Below are 16,969 nucleotides of genomic sequence, written 5' to 3' on the forward strand. Positions count from 1 at the left end.
CGTGGCGTTGATGCGCCGATGATATTGCTCCCTTCGAGGCCGTGCCGGATAAACCGGCCAACCCGCGCTGCGACATGGGCGGGAGCGCGCGAGCGGCGATCTGCGCGGCGTACGCGGCGGAGGCGGCGCGTACCAACCGGGTGATGTCGCCTGGACGGGTTGAGTGGCAACCCTCCCAAGCGCAGCCGCTGGATGCGGTGGGCGTCGGGACGAGCAGCTCCGCGGCAGTCGTAGGCGGGCCGGGTCCGCCCGTGTGGCGCGCGTGTTCGTGGCCTTGGGCGGCGATGGCGCCGCGGGAGTGACGCGGGCGGGCCGCCCGGCGCTCTCCAACGGGCCAAGATCTGCATTTGGTGCCACCCCACGTGAGTGGGAACGCAAACGGGGAAGGGACGAAACCGTTGGTCAGGGTCGGAAAGCGTACGCGGATGTGGATGGTGGCGGGCGGAGCCCTCGTGCTTCTGGCCGCCGGCGGAGGTGTTGCCGCGGCCGGGATCGACCGGTTAGGCAGCGACGTAGAGCGGGTCAACCAGGGCATGGGCCGGGGCAGCGTCGCGAAAGTGGCCACCGAGTCGCCGCGGCCCGGCAAGAAGCCGCGGCCCGGCGCCAGCCCGACCAGCTCGCCGAGCGCGACGCCCACCGCCGCGCCGACCACCGCGCCACCCGTCTCCGGGACTGACGTGCGTATTCCGATCCCGGGGTACGAGGCTGGATTTTTCTCGGGCGACGTCCTCATCGACGCCGCGCGCGACCGGGTTTACGTCACTGCGGGGAAGTACACCAAGGACGTCATGGCCACCGACCTCGACGGCGGTAACCCGCGGAAGATCGGTGAGGTCGACGGTGCCGCCGGGATGGTGCTGAGCCCCGACGGCGGCACGCTGTACATCGCCGCCAGCGCCGGGTCATGGGTTGCGACGATCGACACGACGACGTTCGAGGCGGGCGGCTACTGGATCGGCAAGACCGACGGCACGAACACCTGTCCGCGGGACGTCGCGGTTGCGGCCGGCCAGCTCTGGGTCGCCTGGGGGTGCGACAACGCCCCGGCCGGCATCGGTCGGATCGACCCAGTGACCAAGGAGTACGAGCTGAACGTAACGGTGGGCGACGGCACCGTCCGCAACCTGGTCAGCAAGCCGGCGTTGCTCGCGACGGTGCCCGGCCAGCCGAATGTGCTGATCGCGGGCCAGACCGACTCGTTGCCGGCCCCGCTGTACCGCTTCGAGATCAGCGACAACCTGCTGGTGATGAAGGCGGTCGGCAGCACCGACGGCGGATCCGTGGACCAGCTCGCGGTCACCCCGGACGGCAACGAGATCATCGTTCCGGCTGGCGCGCCGTACTACCACCAGGTCTTCCGCACCTCCGACCTCATGCGGGTCGGCACGTACCAGACGACCTCCTACCCGAACGCGGCCGCCATCCGGTCGGACGGGCTGGTCGTCGCGGGAACCGACTCCGCGTACGACAAGGACGTGTGGGTCTTCGAGCCGGGAGGCACGGACCCGATCGCTACGTACGAGTTCGGCCACCTGCCCAACCAGTCGACCTGGGCGTACACCCTGGTCGACGGCGGGCTCGCGGTGCACGGCAACCGCTTCTACGCGATCACCGACCAGCTCTCCGAACCGGACATGGTGACGTTGCGGATCCGCGACCTTCCTTAACGCGGCGCCGCGGTACTCGCGGGCTGGCGGCGTGGCCGCCAGCCCGCGAACATCGACCTGACGCGTGTCCTGGGGTGGCGGAGGCCGGCATCTACCACACTGTCTGTGTGCCCCCGGCGGATACATCCCACAACCGCGCACCGTCCGGGCGATTGTCTCTGGTCACAGACGTGTACGTCGGTCCGGCGGCAGGCAGTCGGCCAGGTTCCGCTCCAGGTCGACCGGATACACCACGAAGTCGTCGGCGACTGACAGCGTGTCCAACCAGTCGCGGAGGTTGAGCCGAGCCGCCACCGCGCCGGTCGGCGGATCCCTGCCGCGCCTCGGCTCGCTGAGCCGAGCCGATCTTGCTCACTACCCACTCGCCCTTCTCGACGCGCCAGCCGGCGAGCCATCGTCGAGATCTTGAGGTAGTTGCGGCGGTGGGCCGGGCGGGTCGTGGACCGTAGCCCCAGGTGCGGTGAACGCGGCGAGCAGTGTGGCCGTGATGAGTGCGGGAGCCTGTTCGACCTTGATGCGACCGGACGAGGCGTCTTCGGCGGCGGCGTGCATGAGGCTGAAGGCGGTGGTGATGAGCCAGTGCTTGGGTAGGTCGGTGCGGAACGCCCCGCTGCGCCGCCCGCGTTCGATGATCGACTGGGTGCGGCGCAGGACGCGGTTGTGCACGCCGCGGATGCGCTCCGATGGCAGCTCACGTTGGGCGGCCAGCAGAACGTTGCGGAACTGGTGCACGATCTGCCACGTCGAGGACACCAGGTTGATGAGCGCCCGCACCGGCTCACCGCTGGTGTCGGTGGCCGCGAGAATGTGGTCGGCGTGCTGGATCGTGCGCACGAGGGCCGCGTCGATCAGTTCCGCCCGGGTCTTGAAATGACTGTAGAGCGTGACACGTCCGACGCCCGCGGCGGCGGCGATGTCCACGACGCTGGCCTCCGGGTCGCGGGCGAGACAGGCGACGGCGGTGTCGAGGATCGCCTCGATGTTGCGGCGGGCGTCGGCACGCCGCCCTCGTGGGGCAGTGGTGCGCACCTGGCCTGAGGACGTGGCCATCTTCCCTCCCTCGGGGTTATTCGCACGTGGCTGTTCAGCTTATCGCGTCCGCCGGACGGTGCCGCGGACTCCTGGACTCGGGGTCTGGCCGCCCGTCTGTGAGCATCGCCACGACCTCTTCAAAAGCCGAACAGGGATGTACTGGTTAATCTCGGTTCAGTAATCCGAACATAGATGTTCGATTTATGGACTGGGAGTCAGCACATGGCAATTCGCTACGTCGCACCCGTGCCGAGGAAAGCGGCCACCGGCCGAGTCGCCGAGGTCTACGCCCAATCGGCCGCCGACTTCGGTCAGGCCGCCTTCACGTTGCTGTCGCCGGCCCCGGACCTGCACGCCGCGGCCTGGGCATTGCTGCGTGAAGCGGAGCTGGCGGGGCAGGCGTCCCGCACCGACAAGGAAGTCGTCACCGTAGCGGTGTCGCAGGCCAACGAGTGCCGTTTCTGCATCGACGCGCACACCATCATGATCCACGCCACCGGCGAACATCGACTCGCCGAAGACCTGCTGCACGGACGGCCGATCGCTGAACCGCGGTACGACCGGCTCGTCACCTGGGCGAAGGCGACGCGCGCCCCGGACGCGATGCGGATGGCCGAGGAGCTGCCCTTCGCGGGCGAGCACGCCGCCGAGTTCCTCGGTACCGCCCTGTCCACTCACTTCGCCAATCGCGTGTTCTCGGCCCTCACCGACGACCAACTGATCCCGGGCAACCTGCAACGGTCTCAGTCGGTCCGGCGGGTGGGTGGCATGACCTACTCCCGGGCCGTGCGGCGCGAGCTCGAGCCGGGCCGCAGCCTGGCGCTGATCGCCGATGGCCCACGGGGTGCCACGCCGGACTGGGCGGCCGGAACGCCCATCGGCTCGGCGTTCGCCGCGCTGCGTGGCGGGGCGGCCGCGGGCGCGGCCCTGCTCGGGCCGCCGGCCCGCGACCTGGTGCGTACGACGGTCCGCGACTGGGACGGCACGCACCCGCTGGCCGGCCAGCTCGATCGGTTGTCGGCGACGGTCTCCCCGGCCGATCGACCCGCCACCGCGATCGCGCTGCACGCCGCGCTCGCGCCGCACGAGCTCACCGACGCGCATGTCGCCGCGTGGCGGGCCGCGGGTGGCCGCACCGATGGGGACCTGGTGCGTCTCGTTGGCTTCGGCGCCATGTCCGCGGTGGACCGGATCGAGGAGGGACTCGTCCGCTCGGTGCGGACAACACGGCGTTGACCGGAACGAGGCGCTCGCAAGTTGATGGCGACTTCTCCTCCCCGGGGACCTCCGCGGCCAGGCCAATCAGGCGATCCTCACCGCGTACGGGAACGGCGCCAGTACGTTGCCCCTCTGTCCCGGTCGTGGTTCTCCCGGCCGACGCCGCCGTTGATGATCCGGCCGTCGGGCGACCACCGGGACGTCGGTGCGAGGTTGTTGTCGACATGCGTCGAGCCAACCGCGCGCGGCGCTAGATTGCTGACGCCTATCCGTCCTGGACGTAATTCGTACAGGGCCGTATCCGATTCGACCGAACATGGTTAGGTGACAAGATGCACCTGCCTAACCCGTACAGCCATGTTCGGATTAGTGGTACCGTGGCGGCCATGAGAATCGCGGTCTTCGGTGCGACCGGTGGCACCGGTCGTCAGGTCATCCAGCAGGCGTGTGCGGCTGGCCACGAGGTCGTCGCCGTGGTTCGGGACCCGGACCGGCTCGGCGAGTCACTTCCGCGCCTGAGCGTGGTGCGGGCCGACGTGATGGACCCCGCGACCTTCACCTCGGCGATCGAGGGTTGCGACGCCGTGGTGTCGGCCTTGGGCTCGCGGGCCGGGCGGGTCCCTACCACGATCTGCGCCGACGGCACCGCCAGCATCGTCCGGGCCATGCGCACCGCGGGTGTGGGACGACTCGTGGTGGTCAGCGCCGGCACCGTCACGACCGCCGGCGACGGCCCGCTGACCCGGCTGGTTCTCAAGCCGCTGCTGGGTCGGTTGTTCGCCCACACCATCGCCGACAAGCGCCGGATGGAGGAGGCGGTCCGCGCCAGCGGTCTGCAGTGGATGATCGTGCGGCCGCCGAGGCTCACCGACGGCCCGCGCACCGGTGCCTATCGCAGCGCCGTCGGCCGCAACGTGCGAGGCGCCCTGCGCGTCTCGCGCGCCGACCTGGCCCACTTCATCCTGCAGTGCCTGCAGGATCACCGCTCGGTCAACGCCGCCCTGGGCATCGGCGACTGAGGCCGCAGGACCGCAACGAGAACAAGGGAGCACTGGATGGAACACATCGTCAACACACAGCAGGCCGAGGCGTGGAACGGATATGACGGACAGTACTGGGCCGACTATTCGGAGCACTGGGACAGGGTGGTCGGCGGTCTCAACGAGCCGCTGTTCGCGTCGGCGACCGTCGGCGCGACGGAGAACGTGCTCGACGTCGGCTGCGGCACTGGGCAGACCACGCGCCTCGCCGCAGGCATGGCCGTCGGCGGACACGCGCTGGGGGTCGACCTGTCGGGGCCGATGATCCGGCGGGCCCGGTTCATCGCCGAGGCCCAGGGCATCGAGAACGTGCGTTTCGAGCACGCAGACGCGCAGGTGCACCCATTGCCGCCCGAGGAGTTCGACGTGGCGATCAGCCGCGGCGGGCTCACCTTCTTCGCCGACCCGGTCGCCGCGTTCGCGAACATCGCGAGCAGCCTGCGCCCCGACGGCCGCCTGACCTTCGTCTGCCTGCAGGAGATGAGTCGGCAGGAATGGTTCACCGTCCTCACCTCCGCGCTGCTCGGCCGAGCTCCCCGGCCCGACACGACCGACCCGTACGCCCCGGGCATGTTCTCGCTCACCGACCCGGAGCGGATCCGCGCCGTTCTGGCCGGGGCCGGCTTCGCACACATCGCCATCGCACCTATCGAGGTGCCGATGATGTACGGGCCGGACGCGACCCAGGCCGCGCAGATGCACCTCGGCTCCGGTCCGGTCCGGTTCCGTCTCAAAGACGCCGACGAAACCACCGAAGCGCAGGCCCGGCGCGCCGTCACCACCGCGCTCCGGCCCTACGAAGGCCCCGAGGGCGTCCAGCTGCGCGGCGCGTACTGGCTGGTAAGCGCCGTACGGCCCGAAGTCGCGCACCGGGCCGGCCCGATCAGTTCGGACCGAACCGGAGGGCAGTCATGAGCGCCGAGGTCGAAAGCCGCCTGGTCCCGCGGACGGCTGCCGCGGCCGCCCTGATCGGCGGCCCGTTGTTTCTGCTCACGGTCATCCTGCACCCGGCACGCGACGGTCACGACATCGCGGCGCACGCCGGGTGGTACGCCTTCACCCACACCATGGAGGCCATCAGCCTGCTCGTCCTGGCCGTCAGCCTCGCCGGCGTCCTGGCGCTGAGCACCCGCCGGCTCGCCTCGCCGGGCCTGGCCGCGATCTACACCGCCGTGATCGGCACCGTGCTCTGGTTCGGCCTCATCGTCTACGACGGCGGCCACAACCCGGTCACGGCCAAGTACGCGCCCGACCTGGTACACACCTCCAGCGACATCGACGTCGAGGGCGCCATCATCGTGCTGGCCGCCAACGTCCTCTTCCCGCTGGGCTACGTGCTGCTCGCCCGTCTGCTCAGCCGCCACGGGCAGCGCGGAGCCGGGCTGCTCCTGGGCGTCGGCGCCGTCGTCTACGCGGTCGGTGGCACCGCGTCGCTGTTCGGCTTCGGCCCGCACTCCATGATCACCTCAGTTGTCGAGATCGCCGGCGCCGCACCGTTCGCGGCCGGCTTCGTACTGCTCGGCCGGGCGGGCGGCGAGATCGTCCGCACGGAAGCGGACTTCACCGCGCGGGCGGAGCTCGCATGAACGCCACGGGTAGTGACCAACGCCAACGTCATCCCTGCGACGCGCGGTCAGCGTGGCCGACGCGATGGCGATCCGGGCCGGTCGCGTGGTCGCCGTCGGTGACGAGGACACCGTCAAGTCCACGGAATCCGTCTTCATCCAGGCGTGGTCGCCGGTCACTCCGAATCTGGCCGCCATGAACAGTGACGAGACTTTTGTCGTACCCCCCAGCACCTGTACGCGACGCCACGGGGCACCCGGGAAAGAGCGACTATCAAGCCGGGGGAATCGATCTAAACCGAGACGGTCATCTATTGGACGAGACGACCAGCCCCACGGGCCTCTTCAACGTCCCGCCGGGTGCTGCCGCTATCGGCCGGAAATGAGCAGTTGCCTCCGCCGGGCAGAGGTGATCGACAATAGTCGAGTCGTCGCCTCTACCGCCGAGTCCTTGTAGCGGCTGGGGAATCTAGCCCCACCCTTCTGCACGTTCGGCCGCCGCCGCTGACCGCTTACCTCACCAGGTGGATGCAGCAGCGACAACGGGAGCGCCACGGCCACTGCCCTGCTGTCCATTCCGGAGTCACCTACGGAGGCCACGAAACCCTCTCCGTTCGGGAAGATGCGGTCAGCGACTGGGGCCTGGGTGGCGGCGCAGGAGCTCGCGCAGTGCGCTGATCTCGGCGGCCAGCGCGTGTCGGCCCTGTGGCGTGATCCGGACCCAGGTCTTGGGGCGACGGCCGTGATAGCCGCGGTCGAGCTCGATCAGGCCAGCCTCCTCCAGCACCGCGAGGTGTCGCGAGAGGTTGCCGGGGGTGAGCTCGAGCTCGTCGCGCAGGTAGCTGACTTCCACCCGCTCGGCCTCCGAGGCGATGGTGAGGATGCCGAGGCGGTGCCGCTGGTGGACGGTGTCGCTGAGGCCGTTGGTGGGGAACGGTTCCGTCACGCAGGTCTCCCGGCGCGCGCGGTCCGGTTCGCGAACAGGGCGGCGGCGCCGCCGACGAGCAGGATGGCCGCCGGTGGCACGGCGCCCAGCAGGAAGCTGTAGCGGGTCAGGTCGCCGGGCTCGAACTCGGTCAGGTGGAAGTAGCCGTTGACGGCCACGACGGCGGCGGTGAAGCAGGCCGCCACCGCCAGCAGGCCCCAGCTGCGTTCGAGCCGGGCCAGCACGAGCAGGCCGAGCGCGATGATCAGGTGGGGGAGCATGCCGCGGTTGGCGAGGCCGAGCACCGGGATGGTCAGCCAGCTGGTGGCCCCGGAAACGGACGCGTCCGTCTGGAACAGCAGGAAGCGCAGGACGATCGGCAGCAGCAGGCCGACGAGGGTGCCGATGATGCCGGCCCGCAGGTAGGCCCGGGTCGGAGTGCGCAGGCCCATCCGCTCACCGCGCCAGTGGTACCAGCCGAGGCTGAGCAGATAGCCCGCGAGCAGTGCCACCAACCAGTACCAGCCGAGGGCGGTGGACTGCTCCAGATGGTCCCCGCCGAGGGCGGCCAGCGGAGGGCCGTCGCCCGGCAGGCCGAGCATGCTGACCCGCTCGGTCGACTCGACGTAGAGCGGTGCGGCGGCGACCACGAGCAGGCCGAACAGGATCAGCGGGAACCAGTAGGCGTGGCGGGCGGCCCGGGTGCGCCGGCGGAGGGTGGCCATCGAGGCGAGGAGCTCGTCCGGCGCCTCGTCGGGATGCGGCTTGTCGGGCATGGTGCTCCTCCGGTGGGTCGACGCCGATCTCCTGCATTACCAAAAGCTTTGCAACGCAAAGCATTCTGCAAAAGAGTGCTCTGCTAACCATCCAGTGAGCGCGAAAACCGACTTACTCGTCGAGAACCGCGCATTTGACTAGTGCTCTGACCACGAACGGTCGCCAGGTTGGGTTAGGCGGCCGCCCACTGCAGACCGCTTCGCGCGGATCGGCTTGAGGACGGCGAGGGCGTTCACCGCCGAAGCAGCGCCCGCCACGCACTGGTAACCGATGACCAACTGCGCCCACTACTGGCTTTCCTGCGTGCGCTCACGGTGCCGCCTTCTGTCTTCGCCGTCCCGAGGACTGGAGCACCCCGGCACCCGGTGATCGCATCGAACGCGCTGCCACCGAGCTCACCGCATTTGATGGCGAGCGGTGTCGGCATCGAGATCGTCGAGCAGGCGTGGGCCAGCTACCAGCACCGCTGTGGCGGGAACGCGACACGCGCGAAGCAGACCGCGGCAGACATCGACCTCGACTCGCCGCTGATGAGGCTGGCCGCCGGCGGAGTCTCGCCCCGACCGGGCGATTCGTCTCTGAGCTGACCGACAACACCAGGCAGCGCGTAATGGCGTCGAGGCCCAATGTGGACAGGTCAGTCTCACGGCTTAGCGTCCATCGGGCGCTAGGTCGGGCGAAACCTGATTTGTTGAACAATCCACAAGATGATCGGCGGGTGGACGGCCGAAGCGGCGGCGGTACTCGGTGGGGGACAAGCCGGTCTCGCGGCGCAGGAGCGTGCGTAGGTTCGTCGCGGTGCCGAGGCCGCTGCGGCGGGCGACCACGTCCACCCGGGGCTCGCCACGTTCGAGCAGGCGGCGGGCGAGGGTGATCCGTTCGCCGGTCAGCCAGGCCAGCGGCGTCGTACCCAGCTCGGCCCGGAACCGCCGGTGCAGCGTCGCGGGGCTCACCGCCATGCGGCCGGCGAGGTCAGCGACTGTCAGCGGGCGATCGAGGTGCTCCCGGACCCAGGCCACCAGCGGCGCCAACGAGGCGTCCGGGATGTCGGGGATCGGGCGCTCGACGAACTGCCGCTGGCCGCCGTCGCGGTAGGCGAAGACAAGCCGGCGGCTGACGGCACTGGCGATCTCGGCGCCGTGGTCGCGCCGCACCACGTGCAGGCCCAGGTCGAGGGCGGCGGCACTGCCTGCCGCGGTGAGGATGTCGCCGTCGTCGACGAAAAGCACGTCGGTCCGCAGGTTCACGCGCGGGAACCGCGACCGGAACTGGGCCGCCCACTGCCAGTGGGCGGTGGCGCTTCTGCCGTCGAGCACTCCGGCCTCGGCCAGCGTGAACGCCCCGCTGCAAAAGCCGATCAGCCGGGCGCCCCGGGCGTGGGCGCGGCGGATCGCATCCAGGACGGCCGGGCGCCGCGGAACCTCGACGTCGGGCCGGTTCGGGACGATGACCGTGTCCGCTTCGTCGACCGCGTCGAGCGTTCCGACACCGGTGAGCGTGAAGAAGCCGTCGCGCATCCGGGTGGCCCGCGCGGCGGAGCAGAGGCGGAAGTCGTACAGGTCGCGGCCGAGTTCGGGGCGGCGCAGCCCGAACACCTCGGTGGCGCAGCCGAGCTCGAAGGGGTTGGAGCCGGCATCGACCAGGGCCACGACGCGGTGCAAGGATTCTTGCGTCATGTGCGACTCCTAGCACTCACGCCGTACTCAGGGAAGGCCCCACGATGAGGGTGTGACCGAACCGATCTCCCTCGCTACGGCCCTGGCGTCCTTCGCGGAGCTGTGGAGCCCGCGCATCGTGACCCGGGTCAACGACTACGACATCCGCGTCGCCAAGGTGCGCGGCGAGCATGTCTGGCATACGCATGACCACACCGACGAGTTCTTCCTGGTCCTCGACGGTGAGCTGACGATCTCACTGCGCGACCGCACCGTCGTGATGAGCCCGGGCGACGTCTTCACAGTTCCACGCGGCACCGAGCACAAGCCCTCGTCCGAGGGCGGCGCGTCGATCCTCATGGTGGAACCGACGGGGACGATAACCGTGGGGGACCGGCACGAAACCGTTCCCGATCACGTCGACGCGACCCCTGGGCACGCCCTGTAACTCGGTCAGCCCCGGTCACGGATCGGTGGCTGACCTACCAGGTGCATCTGTCTTGGGTGCGGACGGCGAAGTACGGGGTGGGTGGCACCGACGCCACCGCCCCGTACTCGGAAGGACACCCGAAGATGAGGTTCAACCGACTCGGCAAGCTGGCCGCCGTTACCGCGGCGGCCGCGATCGTCACGTCCGCTCTCGTCGCCGCACCGGCCTCCGCGCACGGCAAGACCAAGCCCCTGGGAACCAGGTCGCTCGCCGCGGTGCTGACGGCGGACAAGAGCGGGTTCGACCGCAACGGCGGCGACTACGACATCCTGACCGCCGCGGTGCTGGCGGTGCTGGAAGCCAAGCCGTCCAGCGCGGTCGGCGTGCTCACCGACGGCCGCACGACGCTCACCGCCTTCATCCCGAACGATCGGGCCTTCCAGCGGCTCGTCGCCGACCTGCGACACACCAAGCGGCTGCCGAGCGAGAAGGTGGCGTTCATCGCCGTAGCTGGTCTGGGCATCGACACCGTCGAGGCGGTGCTCCTCTACCACGTGGTGCCGGGTGCCAGGATCACTGGCGCGGCGGCGCTGAAGGCCGACGGCGCGGCGTTGACGACCGCGGCCGGTTCGACGATCAGGGTCGACGTGTACGGGCACTGGTGGAAGCGGGTCAAGCTCGTCGACGCCGACCGGAACGACCGCGACCCACGCGTCATCTCGTTCGACATCAACCAGCGCAACCGGCAAATCGCCCATGGCATCGACCGGGTCTTGCGCCCGCTCGACCTGCCCTGACGCTCGTCAAGACGGGCGCGGCGTCACCGTTCCACGCCGCGTCCGTCTACCAAGGCGCGGAAGGGTTCGTCGCACGCGCTACGCGCGGGGGTGAACCTAGGGTTTGCGCCCGACTCCACCGAACGCGCCGAGCTTGTCAAGGTTATCGCCGGGGTCCGGGCGCCAGAGTGGCACCGACACCACTCCTGGCTCGACCAACTCCAGGCCGGCGAAGAAGCCCGCGATCTCCTCCGGCCGGCGGTTGTTGTAGCGCACGGCCCCGGTCTCCGCGTATTCGTCGGCGGCCTTGTCCGCCTCGTCGACGGCGTCCTCGCTCGTGCCGTCGTTGATAGCCAGGTAACTCCCCGATGGCACGCCGTCCAGGAGGCTCCGGATGATGCCCTGCGCGTCGTCGGTGCGGGGGACGTGACCGAGGACGCCGCTGAGGATGATCGCAACGGGCGCGGCGAGGTCGAGCGTTTTCGCGGCCCCGGCCAGGATCCGGTCGGGGTGGTGCAGATCTTCATGCATGTAGGCGGTGCGACCCTGTGGTGTGCTCACCAGCAGCGCGCGGGCATGCACGAGCACGAGCGGATCGTTGTCGACATAGACGATCCGTGCGTCCGGTGCGATGCGCTGAGCGACCTCGTGCGTGTTGTCGAATGTGGGCAGTCCCGTGCCGATGTCGAGGAACTGCCGCACGCCGGCCTCGCCGGCGAGGTAGCGCACACTGCGCTTGAGGAATGCCCGCGACGCCCGGGCCAGGTCGACCACGCCGGGGAAAGTCGCGCGGTACTGGTCTCCCGCCGCACGGTCGGCGGCGAAGTTGTCTTTGCCGCCCAGCCAGTAGTTCCAGATGCGAGCTGAGTGTGGGACGGTGGTGTCGATGTCCGGCCGCGCATCGTGCCCGGCGTCAGACTGCGTTGTCACGATCGATACCTGCGCTTCTGCTTGGCGGTGTGCTCTCGGGAGTCCACATTGTCAGATGTCGACGGTGATACTGCAACGCCACCGCTTGCCCGTGCCGGACCTGCGGCGACGCGCCCCATCATCCGGATGCGACCGGGTAGGCAATCCTCGTGCGTAGTGGCTCCGACGATTCGAGGTGAACCTAATCGTGGACGCGGATCAGCGATCCGCACACGCTGGGGGGCATGAAGACACTTGTGAAGACGCTGGCGGCGTGCGGCGCGGCGCTCGTGCTGGCAACGGTCCCCGCGACCACGGCCTCGGCCGATGTCGCGCTCGGCGCAGACTCTGGCTGGGTTCCGTTCCGTACGCCGTCGTTCACCGTGCCCGCCGGGGATGCCTGCTCATTCGAGCTGCACGGCGAGGTGGTGTACGACCACGAGCTCACCCGGGTGGTGGAGACATTCCCGGACGGCAGCCCGAAGGTGCAGGACTGGGCGGGTCCGCTCGGCGTGCTGTTCTCGAACGTCGAGACTGGAGAGTCAGCGCGACGTGACGCCTCCGGCACCCTGCGTGCGACCCACGACGCAGATGGAAGCACCACGTTCGTCTTCCACGGCAACGGCATCGCGCCCATCTTCGCTGGCAGCCCAACCCCTGGCATCTACCTGGTGTCAGGCCACCATGTCCTCGTGGCGAACCCCGATGGAACACGGGAGTTCACCAAGAACCGAGGCCCCGTAGAGAACATGTGCCAAACTCTGTCCTGATGATCCGGTTCCGGCTCACCTCACCCGCTCTGGCGCGCATCCATTTCGCCTACTCGCCACTCGCGGAGGCCGCCAAGAGCCTCTACATGATCAACTCTGGCGCGATCCAGCCACAGCACAGGCGCTGGTACGAGCGCGTCCGCTCGGACCTCGGGCGGGTCGACCGCGAGCTGCTCAACGCGGTCGTCCCGCCCGGAGGGCACGTCGCCGAGTTCCTGTTCGTGGGGGCGACGGCAACGACGACGACGATCGAACAGCAGCTCGAGGTTGTCGCCAACTGGCCGCTGGAACACTTTGCCAGTGAGCTCAGGCGGGCTCACCACGGGCGCGGTCTGCCGGCGGCCGCGCGGCGACTCATCGACGTGGGCGCCGACGGCCCGCCGCGAGTGGCCCACGCGCTCGAGCAGTACTGGCGGGTCGCCGTCGCGCCGCACTGGCCGCAGTTGCGCGCGGTCCTTGACGCCGATGTCGCCTACCGCGTCGGCAGGCTGACCCGGGGTGGCATCGCGGAGCTCATGCAGGACCTGCACCCGTCGATCGAGCTCAACGAGCACGCGATCCGCATCGCCAGCAGAGCCGAGGGCGAGATCGATGGCGGCGGTTTGACGCTGGTGCCGTGCGTTTTCATCTGGCCGCACCTCTGGATCGAGCACGGCCTCGCCGGCGACCCGAGCCTGACATACGCCGCCCGCGGCGTCGGCTCGTTGTGGCAGCACGACGACAGCGCAACCGTCGAGGCCGATGACGACGCCCTCGGCGCGCTCCTGGGCCGCACCCGCGCCGAAATTCTCGAGACCCTGCGTCTGCCGCGGTCGACGACTGATCTGGCTCGGACGATCGGCTTGAGCCCACCCACCGTCAGCTCCCACCTTGCGATCTTGCGTCGAGGCGGACTGGTCACCTCCTGGCGCAGCGGACGGCGGGTTCTCTACCAACGCACCGGGCTAGGCTCAACCGTCGTCGCGGCGTGCGGCCACGACAAGGCCGCGCCGGCGGTCGCACCGAATCTGCGGCGTTTGGATGACGCATCGGCCTGATTTCGCGGAGCGAGACTCCGGTGGCACGTGATCCCCGAGTCTTTGTGCGGCCGACAACGCAGGGCCGCCCACGAAGCAAGCGCAAGCCTACCCTCGGCGCCAGAAAGATCGTTTGGACATGCGCATATGGCGTGCGGGGCGCGGCGGTGCTGCGCCAAGCGCCCGGGCCGGGCGGCGCGTCAGCGACTTCAAGGCTCATCACGCGCCGGGTTTAGAGCAAGCCGGCCAGTGAAACAGACGAGGCGTGACCATCCATGTCGGAACGTCAGGTTGGAGCTACGAACATTGGGTTGACGTCCTCTACCCTCCTGGGACGCCGCCAGCGCAGCGATTGTCGGGCTACCTCGAGCGTTTCCGGTCGGTCGAGCTCAATGCCAGCTTCTACCGGTGGCCACGGGATGTCACGTTCGTCGGGTGGCAGCGACGGCTGAGCGCGGGATTTCAGATGTCGGTCAAGGCGCCGCGTGGCCTCACGCACGGCAAGCGCCTGTTCGAGCCAGAAGAATGGGTACGCCGCATCGGCGCGGGCCTGCACGAGCTCGGTGACAAGCGTGGGCCGCTGGTGGTGCAGCTACCGCCGGGCATGCAGCGCGACGAGCGCCGCCTCGAGTACTTTCTCGCCTGCGTCCCCGACTGGATCCGCGTCACGGTCGAGTTCCGTCACCCGAGTTGGCACGACGATACGGTCTTCGCGTTGCTCGAGCGCCACGGCGCGGCGTACTGCGTGATGAGTGGAGCGAACCTGCCCTGCGTGCTGCGGGCCACCGCCCCGTTCGTCTATGTGCGGCTGCACGGTCCGGACGACCATCACCTCTACGCCGGCTCCTATTCCGACGACAGCCTGCGGTGGTGGGCGGACCGCATCGGCGAATGGGAGGCCCAGGGCCGCGACGTCTACGCCTATTTCAACAATGACGGCAACGGCAACGCCGTCCGTGATGCGACGGCGCTGCTGCGGCAGCTCGGCTGACCGTCGACCGCCGGCGGCGCGACGTCCCGATAATCGGGTACGCCACTGCGAGCGTCTGCGGTGCGGCCGCTACCGCGCACGGATGGTCCGCGGACTTCTCCAGATCGGCGGGGGTCTCCGGGGCTAGCAAAAGCTATCTGGTCACACGACGCCATGCAGGGTACCTCTCACCAGGACGGCGCAGGACACGTGTTCGGGCTGGAGGTCCAGGTCGACGGTGCGCGGCGGTCGTCGCCTTGCAGCTCTGTCCTGCGGTCGGAGCGACGACAGCCATCCTGGCGAGTCCAGGCTGCCGCCGCCCGACCGGTCGTCGTCAATGCGATAGGGCCTTCTCCAGTTGGGCCTTGGTCATGCTGGAGCGACCCTTGATGTTGCGCTTCTTGGCCTCGTTGTAGAGCTGTTCCTTGGTGCGTCCCTGCGCTCCGGTGTGGGATCGTTTGCCACCCCGGTGTCCCGAGGAGACGTCGTTGGTGGACGAGCGGCTCGCAGTGCGAGCCTCGCCGGAGCGGGCGCGTTCCTTGTTGACGGTGCGGGCGGCGATCTCGTCGGCGCGGTCGGTGGACTCGCCGCGCTTCTTGGCGCTTGCCTTGATGTGCTTGTACTGGCGTTCTCTCTTCGGGCTCGATCCTGCGGGCATGGTGTCCTCCTGTCGGTCGGGGTTAGCGGATGAGGTCGTCGGAGATCTCTTCGACCGTCTCGTGTGTCATCTGGAACGCGGCGTTGTTGACCAGGACGTCGGCGGTGTCGCGAGCATCGTCGTCTTCGCTGAGGTAGGAGATGAGCACGTCGGCGCCCTCTCGGCCGCGATCGTGCCGGCCCGCCCGACACCGCTGTCGCCGCCGGTGATGACCGCCTTCTTCCCCGTTGGTCGGCCGGAGCCGCGGTAGTTGTCTTCGCCGTGGTCGGGCTTGAGCCCCGTCGCGGTCAGGGTGCCAGGCGGTTGCTGCCGCGGCACTTTCTGCTGGGCGTCGGTCATTGGCGGTTCCTCCTGGTCACGACGGTGGGTACGGGTCCGCGGCGAGCAGGCGAGCGAGGTGGGCGACGTTGGCCGCGAGGGTGGCGGTCGCCGCCCCGGTGGTGTCCGGTTTCGGGCCGGCGTCCTTGTAGTCGGTCTTGCGCATAGCCTCGCCTACCCAGTAGGTGCCGGCTGCGGCCGGGATCGTGAAGCCGACGTCGTTGAGCGCCTGGAACACCTCCGCGCACACGTGGTGGGCGCCGTCCTCGTTGCCGACGACGGCGACGGCGGCGACCTTGCCGAAGGTCAGCATCCGGCCCTGGTCGTCCGTCTCGCTCAGTTCGGCGTCGAGCCGCTCGAGGACGACCTTCGCGACGCTCGCGGGTTGGCCCATCCAGATGGGGGTCGCGATGACCAGGATCTGCGCGTCCATGATCTTGGCGCGGATGGCGGGCCAACCGTCGCCGTCGCCCTCGTCGGTGGTGACGCCGAACTTGACGTTGCGGTCGGCGACACGGATGACCTCGCCGTCAACGTCGTGGTCGGCGAGCGCGGCCAGGACCTGCCGGCCGAGCAGCTCGCTGCTGGACTCCTCGTCGGAGGCCTTGAGCGAGCACCCCAGGACCACAGCGCGCAACGTGCTCATTTCGCCTCCGGCATCAGCTCGAGCGGGTACGTCATACGCTGTTTGACGATCTTGTCGGCGGGCGCCCGATTCGCTGATGGGGCTGCGGTGTCGTGGCCGAACTCCTTGAACAGTCCGCTGACCGTTTCTTGGTCATCTTTCAGTAGCAGGGTGACGTCCACGATGTCCCTTCCAGCAGCTCTTTTTGGCCATATGTGCCGGTGGCAGGGATTCCCACAACCCGGAGTCCCAAACAGCCCGGCCGAGCTCCGAGGCGCAGGGCCGTCGAGTGCATGGGAGTGCTCGGCCGTGACGGTGCGCAACAGGCCGGCGGAGTCGAGCGCCTCGAGCCGTCTCCGCGGTGTTGGGGAGGGGCTCGGGCAGGTCAGCGAACCTCATAGGGCGCTGAGCTGGTCCTGATGATTCGACGGCGGAGCGTGCTCGGGTAGCATCGTGCTCGACCGCTGACCATCGAAGTCAGCGTTCGCGTCAAGCAGCGGCGCGTGTCCAGAACGGCCTTCGGGCCCGCTGGACAGCGACCCGACTCACGAAGCCGTCCCACCGGGCGACGGTCCGCTGCAGGGGATTGACGACGATGCCGCAACACCCATCCGAGGC

General features: G+C 69.1%; 20 protein-coding genes and 1 pseudogene. 11 read left to right on the top strand and 10 right to left on the bottom strand.

Annotated elements, in window-relative coordinates; genetic code table 11:
• Window positions 1-452: 452 nt before the first annotated feature.
• Complete coding sequence (locus AB0J88_RS20315; protein ID WP_364353212.1) at window positions 453-1,667, top strand: hypothetical protein; 1,215 nt, start codon at window positions 453-455, stop codon at window positions 1,665-1,667.
• Window positions 1,668-1,829: 162 nt separating this feature from the next.
• Here the strand turns inward: AB0J88_RS20315 and AB0J88_RS20320 are convergent, their stop codons facing one another.
• Window positions 1,830-1,961, bottom strand: coding sequence for a hypothetical protein (locus AB0J88_RS20320; RefSeq protein WP_364353215.1), 132 nt, complete (start codon window positions 1,959-1,961; stop codon window positions 1,830-1,832).
• Between the two features lie 60 nt (window positions 1,962-2,021).
• The gene (locus AB0J88_RS20325; protein ID WP_364353217.1) at window positions 2,022-2,717 is read right to left on the bottom strand and encodes a TetR/AcrR family transcriptional regulator; all 696 of its coding nucleotides are present in this window, start codon (window positions 2,715-2,717) and stop codon (window positions 2,022-2,024) included.
• Window positions 2,718-2,921: 204 nt separating this feature from the next.
• Between AB0J88_RS20325 and AB0J88_RS20330 the strand changes: the two genes are divergently transcribed.
• The 4 genes from AB0J88_RS20330 (at window position 2,922) to AB0J88_RS20345 (ending at window position 6,543) form a co-directional block, all read left to right on the top strand.
• Window positions 2,922-3,935, top strand: a complete 1,014-nt coding sequence (locus AB0J88_RS20330) for a carboxymuconolactone decarboxylase family protein (RefSeq protein ID WP_364353220.1) — start codon at window positions 2,922-2,924, stop codon at window positions 3,933-3,935.
• A 368-nt stretch (window positions 3,936-4,303) separates the two neighbouring features.
• A complete protein-coding gene (locus AB0J88_RS20335) occupies window positions 4,304-4,936 on the top strand; it encodes an SDR family oxidoreductase (RefSeq protein ID WP_364353223.1) in 633 nt (210 codons plus the stop codon).
• Between the two features lie 36 nt (window positions 4,937-4,972).
• Window positions 4,973-5,872 carry a methyltransferase domain-containing protein gene (locus AB0J88_RS20340; RefSeq protein ID WP_364353226.1) on the top strand — a complete coding sequence of 300 codons (900 nt, stop codon included), beginning with the start codon at window positions 4,973-4,975 and terminating at the stop codon, window positions 5,870-5,872.
• On the top strand, window positions 5,869-6,543 hold the full coding sequence (locus AB0J88_RS20345) for a hypothetical protein (protein ID WP_364353229.1): 675 nt from the start codon (window positions 5,869-5,871) through the stop codon (window positions 6,541-6,543). Before AB0J88_RS20340 ends, AB0J88_RS20345 begins: the two co-directional genes overlap by 4 nt.
• A gap of 607 nt (window positions 6,544-7,150) precedes the next feature.
• On the opposite strand, the gene AB0J88_RS20350 is transcribed toward AB0J88_RS20345, so the two are convergent.
• Both AB0J88_RS20350 and AB0J88_RS20355 read right to left on the bottom strand, forming a co-directional pair.
• The gene (locus AB0J88_RS20350; RefSeq protein ID WP_364353232.1) at window positions 7,151-7,468 is read right to left on the bottom strand and encodes a transcriptional regulator; all 318 of its coding nucleotides are present in this window, start codon (window positions 7,466-7,468) and stop codon (window positions 7,151-7,153) included.
• On the bottom strand, window positions 7,465-8,223 hold the full coding sequence (locus AB0J88_RS20355; protein WP_364353235.1) for a hypothetical protein: 759 nt from the start codon (window positions 8,221-8,223) through the stop codon (window positions 7,465-7,467). The genes AB0J88_RS20350 and AB0J88_RS20355 overlap by 4 nt, the downstream gene beginning before the upstream one ends.
• A 408-nt stretch (window positions 8,224-8,631) precedes the next feature.
• Here AB0J88_RS20355 and AB0J88_RS20360 point away from each other — a divergent pair, with 408 nt between their 5' ends.
• Window positions 8,632-8,811 carry a hypothetical protein gene (locus tag AB0J88_RS20360; RefSeq protein ID WP_364353238.1) on the top strand — a complete coding sequence of 60 codons (180 nt, stop codon included), beginning with the start codon at window positions 8,632-8,634 and terminating at the stop codon, window positions 8,809-8,811.
• 63 nt (window positions 8,812-8,874) lie between these two features.
• Here AB0J88_RS20360 and AB0J88_RS20365 read toward each other — a convergent pair whose 3' ends face one another.
• Complete coding sequence (locus AB0J88_RS20365) at window positions 8,875-9,900, bottom strand: helix-turn-helix domain-containing protein (RefSeq protein WP_364353241.1); 1,026 nt, start codon at window positions 9,898-9,900, stop codon at window positions 8,875-8,877.
• A gap of 52 nt (window positions 9,901-9,952) precedes the next feature.
• On the opposite strand from AB0J88_RS20365, the gene AB0J88_RS20370 reads away from it, so the two are divergent.
• Entirely contained in the window at window positions 9,953-10,327 is a 375-nt protein-coding gene (locus tag AB0J88_RS20370; RefSeq protein WP_364353244.1) for a cupin domain-containing protein, read from the top strand.
• Window positions 10,328-10,452: 125 nt separating this feature from the next.
• Window positions 10,453-11,106 (top strand): fasciclin domain-containing protein, encoded by a 654-nt coding sequence (locus AB0J88_RS20375; protein ID WP_364353247.1) that lies wholly within the window; start codon window positions 10,453-10,455, stop codon window positions 11,104-11,106.
• A 96-nt stretch (window positions 11,107-11,202) separates the two neighbouring features.
• On the opposite strand, the gene AB0J88_RS20380 is transcribed toward AB0J88_RS20375, so the two are convergent.
• Window positions 11,203-12,015, bottom strand: coding sequence for an SAM-dependent methyltransferase (locus AB0J88_RS20380; protein WP_364353250.1), 813 nt, complete (start codon window positions 12,013-12,015; stop codon window positions 11,203-11,205).
• A 224-nt stretch (window positions 12,016-12,239) separates the two neighbouring features.
• Here AB0J88_RS20380 and AB0J88_RS20385 point away from each other — a divergent pair, with 224 nt between their 5' ends.
• From AB0J88_RS20385 to AB0J88_RS20395, 3 genes are all read left to right on the top strand, one after another.
• Window positions 12,240-12,764 (top strand): hypothetical protein, encoded by a 525-nt coding sequence (locus AB0J88_RS20385; RefSeq protein ID WP_364353253.1) that lies wholly within the window; start codon window positions 12,240-12,242, stop codon window positions 12,762-12,764.
• Window positions 12,764-13,801, top strand: coding sequence for a DUF5937 family protein (locus tag AB0J88_RS20390; RefSeq protein WP_364353255.1), 1,038 nt, complete (start codon window positions 12,764-12,766; stop codon window positions 13,799-13,801). The genes AB0J88_RS20385 and AB0J88_RS20390 overlap by 1 nt, the downstream gene beginning before the upstream one ends.
• A 244-nt stretch (window positions 13,802-14,045) precedes the next feature.
• Entirely contained in the window at window positions 14,046-14,771 is a 726-nt protein-coding gene (locus AB0J88_RS20395) for a DUF72 domain-containing protein (protein WP_364353258.1), read from the top strand.
• A 313-nt stretch (window positions 14,772-15,084) separates the two neighbouring features.
• On the opposite strand, the gene AB0J88_RS20400 is transcribed toward AB0J88_RS20395, so the two are convergent.
• The 4 genes and pseudogenes from AB0J88_RS20400 to AB0J88_RS20415 all read right to left on the bottom strand — a co-directional run bounded on the left by AB0J88_RS20400 (window position 15,085) and on the right by AB0J88_RS20415 (window position 16,533).
• Complete coding sequence (locus AB0J88_RS20400; RefSeq protein WP_364353261.1) at window positions 15,085-15,408, bottom strand: plasmid stabilization protein; 324 nt, start codon at window positions 15,406-15,408, stop codon at window positions 15,085-15,087.
• Between the two features lie 34 nt (window positions 15,409-15,442).
• Window positions 15,443-15,747, bottom strand: a pseudogene (locus tag AB0J88_RS20405) (NAD(P)-dependent oxidoreductase); the annotation flags it as partial.
• Window positions 15,748-15,763: 16 nt separating this feature from the next.
• Window positions 15,764-16,372 (bottom strand): NAD(P)H-dependent oxidoreductase, encoded by a 609-nt coding sequence (locus AB0J88_RS20410; protein WP_364353264.1) that lies wholly within the window; start codon window positions 16,370-16,372, stop codon window positions 15,764-15,766.
• A complete protein-coding gene (locus AB0J88_RS20415; protein ID WP_364353267.1) occupies window positions 16,369-16,533 on the bottom strand; it encodes a hypothetical protein in 165 nt (54 codons plus the stop codon). The genes AB0J88_RS20410 and AB0J88_RS20415 overlap by 4 nt, the downstream gene beginning before the upstream one ends.
• Between the last annotated feature and the right edge of the window lie 436 nt (window positions 16,534-16,969).

Source organism: Asanoa sp. NPDC049475 (assembly GCF_040676915.1).
In the GTDB taxonomy this organism is placed as follows: domain Bacteria; phylum Actinomycetota; class Actinomycetes; order Mycobacteriales; family Micromonosporaceae; genus Asanoa.